The sequence below is a fragment of the Streptococcus mitis genome, assembly GCF_013305725.1.
GTDB lineage: Bacteria > Bacillota > Bacilli > Lactobacillales > Streptococcaceae > Streptococcus > Streptococcus mitis_BO.
In genome coordinates this window covers 872,864-885,178 of sequence record NZ_CP047883.1, presented here as the reverse complement: position 1 = coordinate 885,178, position 12,315 = coordinate 872,864, and the positions used below count along the sequence as shown (strand labels likewise).

Below are 12,315 nucleotides of genomic sequence, written 5' to 3'. Positions count from 1 at the left end.
CTGTTTCTCAGACTTAACTAACTGTTAGAATCTCTAATATTCAAATCCATAAATTCAAACAATTTATGTTGAATTTTGATATAAGAATTTATCGACTATTTTGAGATATTTTACAAAAATCTATCGTTTCAGCATCGCTTTTACAATGATAAAATAGTTAGAGAAGTCTATGATTTCGAAATTGAATTTCTTTATCTAAAAGTGAGCAGATAATTTAATCTGAATCATTGCAATTTATAAATTCAGTAATATCAATTTTAAAATTTACTCTAGTAACATTAGAAATTTTAAGAGAGGGTGTATCTCTTCCCCACTCTTTACCATGGATAAAATTTTTTCAAAATCATCTTTTCGTACAAAACTAGCTGCAGACAAATTCATATCAAAATTCATACTAGGAATTATTGTGTGCTTTTAAAATAATATAAGTAATCAGTATTACTCTTTGTTCAAACAAAAATAATGAACTTCTCATTTGTGATTATTAGTGTTCATAGGTCACTCTTAATAAATAATCTAATTATAGACAGTAACAAAAAAATTTCACTTTTTTCCTACTATATCACTGAATACACTAATGATAGTAATCTACATTTTCTAAAAGATTAATTAAAATAAATAGCTATCATTTCTTCTAATATATAAAAAAATATTACATATAGTAACTAAAATTGAAATAATTAACCTAACCTGTTATTCAAGAAGTTAAGAACATTTAATTTATAAAGTAATAATTTTACTATTTTCAGAAGTGTTCAATTGGTACAAAAATGAATTAAAACGTGGTTCAATAAACTTTTATTGAAGAGATTTTAAACTTTTCATTGGAAAACAAAAATGATATAATAGATAGTATACTTCCTGATTCTGTCTAGACTAACAAAAGTAGACAGTAGTGCTAGTTATCGAGTTCCCTATCGGAACCTAGATAGTTTATGTTAGCTATTGTTTTAGTAAACTGATGGGTGATAGAAAACGACGTAGAAAGCGAGCTGTCCTCACCAGAAAAGAGGCCGAGGAATCTGAAGCTAAGTGTAGGCTTCATGACTTACATCAAGCTACCTTTTTAAAAGAAAAGTGAACAGATTTGGCTTTTTTAAAATAATAATTCAGTTTCTTATACCTTAATACGAAAGGAATCTTAAAAATAATATGATGAATATGCAAAACATGATGCGTCAAGCACAAAAACTTCAAAAACAAATGGAACAAAGTCAAGCAGAACTTGCTGCTATGGAGTTTATTGGAAAATCTGCTCAAGACCTTGTCCAAGCAACCTTAACTGGAGATAAGAAAGTTGTCAGCATTGACTTCAATCCAGCTGTCGTTGACCCAGAAGATCTTGAAACTCTTTCTGATATGACCGTTCAGGCCATCAACTCTGCTCTTGAACAAATCGATGAAACTACCAAGAAAAAACTAGGTGCTTTCGCTGGGAAATTGCCATTTTAAGCATAAGAAAAACAAGCATTCAAGAGAATACTTGCCTATCATGGGAGGAACAATTGTTCCTCTTTTTGCTTACTAAAAATTAAAGAATTCCATAGCCTGTTTGAACAGTAAATCCGTATACTCTGGGTCTTCTTGGGCAATGGTAAGCTGATCTTGAATCATTTCCAAGTCATCCGTTATCATGCCATCAGCTCCTAGCTGAACGGATTTATCAAAGGACTCTGAACTATTGATGGTCCACACGTACAATTTCTGATCCGTATTCCAAAGCTTATTGACAAAATTTTCATCTAAAGTTGAATACTCCATGGTATAGCCTGTAGCCTTGGTTCTTGGAAAGATACTATTGTAAGGTAGGATGAAAAAGACTGGAATTTGAGTATCGTAGGCTAAAACCTGGTCAATCACATGGTAGTCCAAGGATTGCATTTGGTGACCATTCTGCTTAAGAACAGTTCCATATTTTTCCATAAAGTGTTTCATCATATCTGGACTATCTTTTCGACTGGTTTTAATTTCAATAAGGAGTTTTTGATGCAATTCATTGGCTTTATTGAGATAGTCATCAAAACTAGACACCTTGCTATGATAGCCATTTTCTGAAATATCAAGTTTGGTTAATTCTTCCAAAGTGAGATCCTGAGGATTGGCATTAACTCCTGTCAAATTCTTGATATTAGCATCATGCATCATGACAAACTGGCCATCTTTCGTTTCCTGAACATCTGTCTCAACAAAATCTGGAGATAGCTGAGCCGTCTTTTCTAACGATTGGACTGTATTTTGGACACCATTCTTATTAGATACTCCCCTGTGAGAAATAATTAAAGGTTTATTGGCAACTGGAGCTTCTAAATAAACATAACCCTCAAGAGCGAAAAAGATACAAGCACAGCCCATCACTCCCCATCTCATCCAGTGGTCTTTCTTTCGCCTTGGTGTGATTTCTAATTCTTCTCCTGTTAAGAAGGAAACAAACTTAATGAGAAAGTAAGTCAAGGCTATGTAGTGGAAATTCTTAATCAAGACAAAGTTGATAATTCCCAGTACAAGAGATTCCTTATGGGTCAAACCATCCATTAGTGCCTGACTTGCCAAGATTGGAATCAATAAAAGAATGAAAAATAGGTAGGTTTTGACGACAATCCAAAGCAAGTTCCAAGTATAAAACCAGGAGTGCTTTCTTGTCTTTTCTAGACTATATCTGACTGCTTCTTTGACTGTTTTCTTCTCAAATAAAAGCTGGGGTAAGGCAAACATCAACCGTACTGAAATATAAAACAAAAGTAAAGCCAGAATAGTAACAACTATACCTACTAGCCAATACTTATCTTCCACATAATCAACGATAAAGTCTGGAATGACAATTTTATTTAGGTAGTAAATCTTTAAAATCTTTCGAATCAATGGAAAGAGCATCATGACATAAAAGAAGATAAAGGCTATCTTTGCAAGCGTGACTTGCTTCATAAACAAGAAACTTTGGCGAAAGACCTTACGACTGTACTCCAGCAAGGTCCTTTTTTCATGGCATAATAAATGCCGAGCACCAATAAAGAGAAGTCCTATCTGGTAATAGGCGACCAATAAATTAACAATTACCAGAATAAATAAAGCAAGACTAACAAAGGGAGAACCTTTTATAATGGCAAAAATATTGTTGTAAGATAGAAAGAGATAACCTGTCTGACGGAGCAAAAGTCCAGCAATCCAAGAATTTGACGGTAACCAGACAAACTCAATCATCATGAAAGTCAAGAAAAAGAGAAAGAGTATTTTATCTAGATTAAAGTATATCTGCTTAAAACCTAGATTTTTAGGTTTTTCAGGTTTCATAGACACTCCTAATCAAATAATTGAGACAAGTCTAAGCCTCCAAAAGGATTGTTCGATAGGCTACTTTCTGCCCCTAACAATTCTCTAGCTTGATCCGACTCTAGAAAGGACTCGTAAACACGCGCTGTCATACGAGCATCCTCTAAACTATTATGGGACTGTCCTTGAAATCCGAGAAATGAGGCAACAGTTTGCAATTTGAGATTGGCAATACCGTGTAAATCTGAACTACGACGTTCAAAGGCTTCATCATACAAGTCCACCTTATACTGCAGGCTGTAGTCTAAACCATGCTCTGCTAGAATAGGCAAATCACTTTTAGCAGCATTGTATCCAACCATGGGGAAAGAACCCACAAACTCTTGGAAATCTTTTATAACTTCCTCCACTGGGGGAGCATCTTTTAAGGTCTCAGCTGTAATCCCAGTCAAACCATTGATAAAACTCTTTAGAGGCACACTAGTATGGACATAGGAATCATAGGCGTCAATTTCCTGACCATCTCTAAAACGCACTGCCGATACTTGAATCAAGTGTGTTTGCCCTTCGTGCTGATTAAATTCTAAGTCAAAAGCAATGTAATCTTCTAATTTTTCCATTATATACCTCTCCTCTACTGTTATTTTATACTCTTCGAAAATCAAATTCAAACCGCGTCAGCTTCGCCTTGCCGTAGATATATGTAACTGACTTCGTCAGTCTTATCTACAACCTCAAAGCAGTGCTTTGAGCAGCCTGCGGCTAGTTTCCTAGTTTGCTCTTTGATTTTCATTAAGTATTACTTGAGCAACTATACTATTTAGAAATAAAAGAAGCCATCAGGTTAGCATTTAACCTAAACAGCTCCTTGATTATCCTCCAAATAAACGAGCAAAAAAGCCTTTCTTAGTGGATTGGACTTCTTCTTTTGCTTGGTCCAGCTCTAGCTTAAGATTTTCTTGATCCTTCATTGCTTGAAGGGTCAATTGTTGCTGCTGATCGAGTTGTTTGTCTTTCTCAGCAATCTGACGGTCTTTGATACGCATCTGCTCGTCTTTTTCTGATAACTGACGATCCTTGGCTTTTAATTGTTCATAGAGACGAAGAATTTCTGCATTCTTCTCATCAACCAGAATCTCCATCAGTTCACGTTGCTTGACATCTTCACTGACAGGCTCATCTTCAAAAATCGTTTTTTTATAGATTTCTTCTAGCTTAATCAAGCCACTTCTGGTAACTACTGTTACCCCTTTGTCATTTTTATCTGTGTCTTCTTCTGGTAATTCTTTGACACGGTTATTGATTGCTTGGCGAGATAATCCTAAGACCTCTGCAATCTCACTGACGGTCATTTCAATACTCATAATATCCTCTGAAACGTTTTCTAGCTTTTCTTTACTTAAATCTTATCATAAGCTAGAAAAACTGTCAAATTTCCACTTAATCTAAGGCCTTCAAAAAGGCTAATAAGACTTGGGCAGAGCGACGTCCAGCTTCGATAATAAACTCATCAAAAGAGATGTTTGCTTCATGATTGGCATTGTCACTCATAGCTCGGATGACTAAGACTGGGAGATTAAGGGCATGCGCTGCCTGAGCAATAGCTGCCCCCTCCATCTCAACAGCCAAAACATCTGGGAAATGGGACTTAATCACTTCTATCTTGTCATTTCCTGCAACAAAACTATCTCCTGTAGCAATCAATCCAAGATGCCATTTTTGGTCCAATCGAGATAAACTCTCTTGGATTTGAGCAATAAAAGTTTTATCTGATTCAAAATAAAGCGGTTGTTGTGCCATTTGTCCATAAGCATAGCCAAAAGCTGTAACATCCACATCATGATAGGCTAATTTGTCAGCAATCACAACATCCCCAACAGCAATACCTTCTGCCACTGCCCCAGCTGATCCTGTGTTAATCAAAGCATCCACTTGAAAATGATCAGCCAAAATCGCCACACTCATAGCAGACATGACCTTACCAATTCCACTTTCTACAAGAACGACTTTATGAGAAGCAATGGTTCCTGTGTGATAGGTATTGCCTAAAACAACTTGCTCCTGGGCATTGTCTAAATGCTGGACCAAATAAGCCAGTTCTTCTGGCATAGCCGCAATAATTCCTATTTTCATTTCAATTCCTTTTCTATTACAAAAGTTTCATTGCTAAGACAAGCAAAATCAAGAGAAAGATGACTGCAAATAAGATTTTATTCAGTTTAGAATTGAAGACATTTCTCTTGGTATTTTCAATGCGACGGCTTTTATGAATAGACGGTTCGACCTGAATCTTCAAGGTTTCCTGGCTAAAACCATGATCCTTAGGATTGGCATAACCAAAACGGGAAGAAGAGGTTGGTAAAATCTTGGTTTCCTCGTCATCAAGCAAAGGGGGACCCGAAATTTTTTCGCCTCTATTAGCTCTTTCAATCATTTCATCCGTTAATAAAGGTTTACCCATACTGACCTCCTCTATTTTTTGTGCAATTCCCAATATTGAACAGCCATAATTGTCTTAGCATCACAGATATGACCTGATTGGATTAATTCCTTAGCTTCTTCTAGGCTCACTTCAAGGACTTCCAAGGTCTCATCTTCATCCTGCGGACGCGGATTTTCCACCTTTGTCAAATCACTTGCTAGGTAAAGTTTTAACTTTTCATTACAAAAGCCAATAGCTGAATAAAAGTCATACAAGAGTTCTAACTTCCCTGTATATGCTGTTTCTTCCTCTAATTCACGCAGAGCTGCTGCAACAGGGTCTGTATTTTCTCCTACTTCCAATTTCCCAGCTGGAATTTCGTAAGAGACTGCCTCAATGGCTTTGCGGTACTGCTTGACCAAGATAAGTTTTTGCTCATCCGTTACAGCTAAAACACAAACAGCTCCATTGTGGAAAATCAAATCCCGTTGGGCAGTTCCCTTTCCTTCTGGTAATTCAACCTGATCTTGAACCAGTTTAAATATTGGTCCTTGATAGATTTCTTTTCGGCTAAGCGTTTTTTCTTCAAATTCCATGATAGACTCCTACTGATTCTTAGGATGATGAGGAAGGCGTGTTGCATATTCGTCTTTATTGACCTGACGACCGCGACCAATAGCAATAGCATCCACTGGAACATCTTTAGTAATCGTTGAACCAGCACCAACGAGGGAATTGTCACCAAGTTCTACTGGCGCAATAATGGTTGAATTTGAACCAACAAAGACATTGTTACCAATGACTGTTTTGTATTTGTTTTTTCCGTCATAGTTGACTGTAATAGTTCCTGCACCAAAATTAACCTTGCTACCCACTTCACAGTTTCCGATATAAGTCAAATGACCAGCCTTAGTATTCTCGCCGATAGAAGAACCTTTCACCTCAACAAAGTTTCCAATATGAACTTGGGCACCCAGACTTGAACCTGGACGAATGTGGGCATAAGGACCGACTGTCACACCGTCTGCAACACTACTTTCCTCAATCATAGAATTGGTAATGACAGCTCTTGCTCCGATAGTGCTATCCACCACATAAGTTCCATTTGTCAAAACAGTCTCAGCACCAATTTTCGTTTGCCCTTTCAAGGTAACGTTGGCTTCGATTTGAACTTCGGGCGCAATCTCAACATCAATATCGATATAAGTTGCTTCTGGGTTGACAAAGCTAACTCCATTGACCATGTGTTGGTGATTGATGCGACGACGCATAACCGACTCAGCAGTCGCAAGTGCTACACGGTCATTTACTCCAAGACTCTCATCAAAATCTTTTAACGTATAAGCTCCGACTTTTTCACCAGCCTCACGGAAAATACCAATAACATCTGTAATATAGTATTCTCCTTGAGCGTTGTTGGTATTGATATTTTTCAAAGCCTCAAACAAACGCTCGTTGTCAAAAACGTAAGTTCCAGTGTTGATTTCCTTGATTTGCTTTTCAAAATCTGTGGCATCCTTCTGTTCAACAATGCGAAGAACTTCAGCATTATCATTACGAACAATTCGTCCATAGCCAAAAGGATTATCCGTTTCAGCAGTCAAGATAGTGGCCACATTTTTATGATTGATGTGGAAATCAATCAAGTTTTTCAAGCTTTCACCTGTGATCAAAGGAGTATCCCCTGCGATGACCAAAGTATGACCTGACAAACCTTCTAGAATAGGCTCTGTCATCATAACTGCATGACCGGTACCTAACTGTTCAGATTGAGTTACAAATTCTGTCTGTCCAGCCAAGACCTCTTCAACCAATTCTGCCTTGTGTCCGACAACTGTGACTGTCTTTTCAGGTTGAATGGCTCCCACACTACGGAAAACATGCTCCAGCATAGAAATACCCGCAACCTTGTGTAAAACTTTTGGCAAATCAGATTTCATGCGAGTCCCTTTACCCGCTGCTAAAATAATGGCATAATTTGACATAATCTTCTCTTTTCTCTAGAAATTCCCTTTTATTATACCATATTTCAAATCATTCCGCGCTCTTGAATGAAAAAATGCTCTAAAGTCCTTTCTTAACCCATTTTTTGAGTATTTTTTTTGATTTTTTCTCATTTTTAAGGTAAAATTATGAGATATGAGAAAGAAAATTAATCCGCTTATTTTATTTGTTTTTTTTGGGATTATGATTTTCATTTTAATCCTGAATCGCCCTCGTTTTGAGGACCATCCTGTAAAAACAAAGTCAAATATCGCGCAAGTAGAAACACAAGCGCTACACAATATAGATAAACCGGTAATTGATGTTTCTGGTTGGCAGCGTCCTGAGGAAATTAATTACGATACTCTGTCCCAAAACATTTCTGGAGCTATTGTTCGCGTCCATAGTGGCGCTCAAACGTCCAAAGAGAACGATGCTGCCTATGTTAATGGTGTTGATAAGGCCTTTAAAACCCATATCACTGAGTTTCAAAAACGAAATGTCCCAGTTGGTGTCTATGCCTATGTAGCCGGAAAAAATGTCCAGGAGATGGAAAAAGCTGCTGAGGTATTCTATAACGCCTCTTCTCCATACAGTCCAAGTTACTATTGGCTAGACGTGGAAGAAAAAACCATGTCTAATATGAACGACGGTGTTGAAGCCTTCCGAGCAAAGCTTGAATCACTGGGTGCTAAAAATATCGGAATCTACGTTGGGGTCTACTTCATGGAAGAACACAGTATTGATACAGACAAGTTTACGTCTGTTTGGATTCCTTCCTATGGTTCTGACTCTGGCTACTTTGAAAGTAAACCAAAGACTGATTTAGACTACGATTTACATCAATACACTTCTAAAGGAAAAATTTCAGGATTTGATCATAACTTAGATATCAATCTTATTTCATCTGAAAAAGAAAAAGAAGAAATCTTCAGGAAACTATTTTTAAGACCATGAAACAAGTGAATTTCAATTTTTTCACTTGTTTTTTCATTTTTCTCTCGTCTATGTTATAATTGTAAGAATAGAGAAAGTAAATTATGAAATTGAGGATTTTATTATGTTTTCATGGTTAGCACGTGTTATTAAAGGGATTGTGATTGCTCTTGGATTTATTCTACCGGGAATTTCCGGAGGGGTTCTAGCAGCAATCTTAGGAATCTATGAACGAATGATTGGCTTTCTGGCCCATCCCTTTAAAGACTTTAAAGAAAATGTTTTGTACTTTATTCCCGTTGCCATCGGTATGCTTCTGGGAATCGGATTATTTTCTTACCCGATTGAATACCTGCTTGAAAATTATCAGGTCTTTGTCTTATGGAGCTTTGCGGGCGCCATCATTGGTACAGTTCCTAGCCTCCTCAAGGAATCAACTCGAGAATCTGACCGAGACAAGATTGATTTAGCTTGGTTCTGGACAACATTTATCATCTCTGGATTAGGACTCTATGCCTTAAATTTTGTCGTTGGAACCTTAAGTGCCAGCTTTCTTAATTTCGTCCTAGCTGGTGCACTACTGGCTCTTGGCGTATTAGTTCCTGGCCTCAGCCCATCAAACCTACTTTTGATTTTGGGCCTCTATGCTCCTATGCTGACAGGTTTTAAAACCTTTGACCTCTTGGGAACCTTCTTCCCGATTGGAATCGGGGCAGGTGCAACTCTCATCATTTTTTCAAAATTGATGGATTATGCCTTAAACAACTACCACTCACGCGTCTATCATTTCATCATCGGCATCGTCCTATCAAGTACCCTTTTGATCTTAATTCCAAATGCAGGAAACGCTGAAAGTATCCAATACACTGGTATTTCTCTTGTTGGGTATGTCATCATCGCCTTCTTCTTTGCGTTGGGAATTTGGCTTGGTATTTGGATGAGCCAATTGGAGGATAAGTATAAATAATGGCAAAAAAAGTTAAAATCAAAAAAACATTGGTGGAACAAATCCTGTCTAAAGCAGGTATCCCACATCAGGGTATTCAAATCAATGCCCTGGAAGGAGAGCTTCCTCAAGGTTATGAACGAGATCAGATTTTCAAAACCTTGGCTCTTTTGGGAGATAAAACAGGACCGATTATCGGAATTGTCCCTATCACTCAACACTTGTCGGAAAAGAAACTAGCCAAAATTTCTGGCAATAAAAAAGTGAGCATGATTCCACAAAAGGACTTGGAAAAAACAACAGGTTATATTCATGGAGCCAATAATCCCGTCGGAATTCGTCAGAAACACAATTATCCCATTTTTATCGATAAGATCGCCCTAGACTTGGATCAAATGATTGTCTCTGCAGGCGAAGTTGGTCACAGCATTATCGTCGCTCCGCAAGACTTGGCTAGCTTTGTAAAAGCTGACTTTGCAGATATCTTGGAGGGTAGCCAAGAATGAAACTCTACTTTGTCCGCCACGGTCGTACCCTCTGGAACCAAGAAGGACGCTTTCAAGGTGCTAGTGGAGATTCTCCCCTTCTTCCTGAATCCATTGACACCCTAAAACGACTTGGCCAGTATCTCAAGGAAATTCCTTTTAATCAGATTTATTCAAGTGATTTACCTCGAGCGGTCAAATCTGCTGAGATTATCCAAAGTCAACTCCAGACCCCCTGTCCTTTAGAAAGTGTTCCTAATCTCCGTGAATGGCAGCTGGGGAAGTTAGAAGGTTTGAAAATCGCAACCTTGGAAGCTATTTACCCACAACAAATCAAAGCTTTTCGATCTAATCTTGCTCAATTTGACACTCAAATGTTCGGAGCCGAATCCCTCTATAGCACCACGCAACGGACCATCCAATTTATCAAATCATTAAAAGATAGTCCAGCTGAGCGTATTCTAATTGTCGGTCACGGTGCCAATCTTACTGCCAGTCTTCGTACTCTTCTAGGATATCAAGAACCACTTCTTCGTAAAGATGGCGGTCTAGCAAATGCCAGCCTGACAATTCTAGAAACCCATGATTTTGAAACATTTACTCTCGATACTTGGAATTATACTTCCTATCAATAACAGAACTTGATTTTAGCGTCAAGTTCTTTTTAGTTTTGAAAGATTATCCGTGAATTTCTTGGCTATTTATGATAAAATGGGAGTATCGCAAAAAATGACTCATCGTATTCAATTTTGAGTAAAACTAGGAGGATCCCATGTCAACAGAACATATGGAAGAACTAAATGACCAGCAGATCGTTCGCCGTGAAAAAATGGCTGCGCTTCGTGAACAAGGAATCGATCCTTTCGGAAAACGCTTTGAACGCACTGCAAATTCACAAGAATTAAAAGATAAATTTGCTGACCTTGATAAAGAACAATTACATGATAAAAATGAAACAGCTACTATCGCAGGACGCTTGGTAACCAAACGTGGTAAAGGTAAAGTTGGATTTGCCCACCTTCAAGACCGCGAAGGTCAAATCCAGATCTACGTTCGTAAGGATGCTGTCGGCGAAGAAAACTACGAAATCTTCAAAAAAGCAGACCTTGGTGACTTCCTTGGTGTCGAAGGTGAAGTGATGCGTACAGATATGGGAGAACTCTCTATCAAAGCTACTCACATCACTCACTTGTCTAAGGCTCTTCGTCCACTTCCAGAGAAATTCCACGGTTTGACAGACGTTGAGACAATTTACCGTAAACGTTACCTTGACTTAATTTCTAACCGTGAAAGCTTTGAACGCTTTGTCACTCGTTCAAAAATCATTTCTGAAATCCGTCGTTACCTTGATCAAAAAGGTTTCCTTGAGGTGGAAACACCTGTTCTTCACAACGAAGCTGGTGGTGCTGCTGCTCGTCCATTTATCACCCACCACAATGCCCAAAACATTGACATGGTGCTTCGTATCGCTACTGAGCTTCACTTGAAACGCCTTATCGTCGGTGGTATGGAACGCGTCTATGAAATTGGCCGTATCTTCCGTAACGAAGGAATGGATGCTACTCATAACCCTGAATTTACTTCTATCGAAGTGTACCAAGCTTATGCTGACTTCCAAGACATCATGGACTTGACTGAAGGCATTATCCAACATGCTGCTAAATCAGTCAAAGGCGATGGTCCTGTTAACTATCAAGGTACTGAAATCAAAATCAATGAACCATTTAAACGTGTTCACATGGTGGATGCTATCAAAGAAATTACTGGTGTTGATTTCTGGCAAGACATGACTTTCGAGGAAGCCAAAGCTATCGCTGCTGAGAAGAAAGTTCCAGTTGAGAAACACTACACTGAAGTTGGTCACATCATCAATGCCTTCTTTGAAGAGTTTGTTGAAGAAACCTTGATCCAACCAACCTTTGTCTATGGACATCCAGTAGCTGTATCTCCACTAGCTAAGAAAAATCCTGAAGACGAACGCTTTACTGACCGTTTCGAACTCTTTATCATGACTAAGGAGTACGGTAATGCCTTTACTGAGCTCAACGACCCAATCGACCAACTTAGCCGTTTTGAAGCCCAAGCTAAAGCTAAAGAACTTGGTGATGATGAAGCGACAGGTATCGACTACGACTACATTGAAGCCCTTGAATATGGTATGCCACCAACAGGTGGTTTGGGAATCGGCATCGACCGTCTCTGCATGCTCCTCACTGATACAACTACTATCCGTGATGTATTGCTCTTCCCAACAATGAAATAAGCTCTTATCCTCT

Annotated in this window: 13 protein-coding genes; 6 read left to right on the top strand and 7 right to left on the bottom strand. The window is 38.3% G+C overall.

What is annotated here, in order from left to right; genetic code table 11:
- The first annotated feature begins 1,152 nt into the window (after positions 1-1,152).
- Positions 1,153-1,452 (top strand): YbaB/EbfC family nucleoid-associated protein, encoded by a 300-nt coding sequence (locus tag M594_RS04375; protein WP_136936827.1) that lies wholly within the window; start codon positions 1,153-1,155, stop codon positions 1,450-1,452.
- Positions 1,453-1,524: 72 nt separating this feature from the next.
- Here M594_RS04375 and M594_RS04370 read toward each other — a convergent pair whose 3' ends face one another.
- From M594_RS04370 to glmU, 7 genes are all read right to left on the bottom strand, one after another.
- The gene (locus tag M594_RS04370; RefSeq protein WP_173876072.1) at positions 1,525-3,288 is read right to left on the bottom strand and encodes a glycerophosphoryl diester phosphodiesterase membrane domain-containing protein; all 1,764 of its coding nucleotides are present in this window, start codon (positions 3,286-3,288) and stop codon (positions 1,525-1,527) included.
- 8 nt (positions 3,289-3,296) lie between these two features.
- Positions 3,297-3,887 carry a 3'-5' exonuclease gene (locus tag M594_RS04365; protein ID WP_173876071.1) on the bottom strand — a complete coding sequence of 197 codons (591 nt, stop codon included), beginning with the start codon at positions 3,885-3,887 and terminating at the stop codon, positions 3,297-3,299.
- A gap of 252 nt (positions 3,888-4,139) precedes the next feature.
- Positions 4,140-4,631, bottom strand: a complete 492-nt coding sequence (gene rocS / locus M594_RS04360; protein ID WP_000021242.1) for a chromosome segregation protein RocS — start codon at positions 4,629-4,631, stop codon at positions 4,140-4,142.
- Between the two features lie 76 nt (positions 4,632-4,707).
- On the bottom strand, positions 4,708-5,400 hold the full coding sequence (locus tag M594_RS04355) for a 5'-methylthioadenosine/adenosylhomocysteine nucleosidase (protein WP_049551137.1): 693 nt from the start codon (positions 5,398-5,400) through the stop codon (positions 4,708-4,710).
- Between the two features lie 16 nt (positions 5,401-5,416).
- Positions 5,417-5,728, bottom strand: coding sequence for a cell wall synthase accessory phosphoprotein MacP (macP, locus tag M594_RS04350; protein WP_000517861.1), 312 nt, complete (start codon positions 5,726-5,728; stop codon positions 5,417-5,419).
- Between the two features lie 11 nt (positions 5,729-5,739).
- Positions 5,740-6,285 carry an NUDIX hydrolase gene (locus M594_RS04345; RefSeq protein WP_000393816.1) on the bottom strand — a complete coding sequence of 182 codons (546 nt, stop codon included), beginning with the start codon at positions 6,283-6,285 and terminating at the stop codon, positions 5,740-5,742.
- 9 nt (positions 6,286-6,294) lie between these two features.
- Positions 6,295-7,674: a bifunctional UDP-N-acetylglucosamine diphosphorylase/glucosamine-1-phosphate N-acetyltransferase GlmU gene (glmU, locus tag M594_RS04340; RefSeq protein WP_173876070.1), complete on the bottom strand. Its 1,380-nt coding sequence runs from the start codon at positions 7,672-7,674 to the stop codon at positions 6,295-6,297.
- Positions 7,675-7,828: 154 nt separating this feature from the next.
- Here glmU and M594_RS04335 point away from each other — a divergent pair, with 154 nt between their 5' ends.
- From M594_RS04335 to lysS, 5 genes are all read left to right on the top strand, one after another.
- Entirely contained in the window at positions 7,829-8,629 is an 801-nt protein-coding gene (locus M594_RS04335; RefSeq protein ID WP_173876069.1) for a glycoside hydrolase family 25 protein, read from the top strand.
- Positions 8,630-8,732: 103 nt separating this feature from the next.
- Positions 8,733-9,575 (top strand): DUF368 domain-containing protein, encoded by an 843-nt coding sequence (locus tag M594_RS04330; protein ID WP_173876068.1) that lies wholly within the window; start codon positions 8,733-8,735, stop codon positions 9,573-9,575.
- Positions 9,575-10,060 carry an aminoacyl-tRNA deacylase gene (locus tag M594_RS04325; protein WP_078228420.1) on the top strand — a complete coding sequence of 162 codons (486 nt, stop codon included), beginning with the start codon at positions 9,575-9,577 and terminating at the stop codon, positions 10,058-10,060. The genes M594_RS04330 and M594_RS04325 overlap by 1 nt, the downstream gene beginning before the upstream one ends.
- The gene (locus M594_RS04320) at positions 10,057-10,674 is read left to right on the top strand and encodes a histidine phosphatase family protein (RefSeq protein WP_173876067.1); all 618 of its coding nucleotides are present in this window, start codon (positions 10,057-10,059) and stop codon (positions 10,672-10,674) included. The genes M594_RS04325 and M594_RS04320 overlap by 4 nt, the downstream gene beginning before the upstream one ends.
- 137 nt (positions 10,675-10,811) lie before the next feature.
- A complete protein-coding gene (gene lysS, locus M594_RS04315) occupies positions 10,812-12,302 on the top strand; it encodes a lysine--tRNA ligase (RefSeq protein ID WP_020901741.1) in 1,491 nt (496 codons plus the stop codon).
- Positions 12,303-12,315: the final 13 nt, after the last annotated feature.

Bases quoted from the DNA above. Each gene is read 5' to 3' on its own strand.
- M594_RS04375 (WP_136936827.1), top strand. From the start codon at position 1,153: ATGATGAATATGCAAAACATGATGCGTCAAGCACAAAAACTTCAAAAA.
- M594_RS04370 (WP_173876072.1), bottom strand. From the start codon at position 3,288: ATGAAACCTGAAAAACCTAAAAATCTAGGTTTTAAGCAGATATACTTT.
- M594_RS04365 (WP_173876071.1), bottom strand. From the start codon at position 3,887: ATGGAAAAATTAGAAGATTACATTGCTTTTGACTTAGAATTTAATCAG.
- rocS (WP_000021242.1), bottom strand. From the start codon at position 4,631: ATGAGTATTGAAATGACCGTCAGTGAGATTGCAGAGGTCTTAGGATTA.
- M594_RS04355 (WP_049551137.1), bottom strand. From the start codon at position 5,400: ATGAAAATAGGAATTATTGCGGCTATGCCAGAAGAACTGGCTTATTTG.
- macP (WP_000517861.1), bottom strand. From the start codon at position 5,728: ATGGGTAAACCTTTATTAACGGATGAAATGATTGAAAGAGCTAATAGA.
- M594_RS04345 (WP_000393816.1), bottom strand. From the start codon at position 6,285: ATGGAATTTGAAGAAAAAACGCTTAGCCGAAAAGAAATCTATCAAGGA.
- glmU (WP_173876070.1), bottom strand. From the start codon at position 7,674: ATGTCAAATTATGCCATTATTTTAGCAGCGGGTAAAGGGACTCGCATG.
- M594_RS04335 (WP_173876069.1), top strand. From the start codon at position 7,829: ATGAGAAAGAAAATTAATCCGCTTATTTTATTTGTTTTTTTTGGGATT.
- M594_RS04330 (WP_173876068.1), top strand. From the start codon at position 8,733: ATGTTTTCATGGTTAGCACGTGTTATTAAAGGGATTGTGATTGCTCTT.
- M594_RS04325 (WP_078228420.1), top strand. From the start codon at position 9,575: ATGGCAAAAAAAGTTAAAATCAAAAAAACATTGGTGGAACAAATCCTG.
- M594_RS04320 (WP_173876067.1), top strand. From the start codon at position 10,057: ATGAAACTCTACTTTGTCCGCCACGGTCGTACCCTCTGGAACCAAGAA.
- lysS (WP_020901741.1), top strand. From the start codon at position 10,812: ATGTCAACAGAACATATGGAAGAACTAAATGACCAGCAGATCGTTCGC.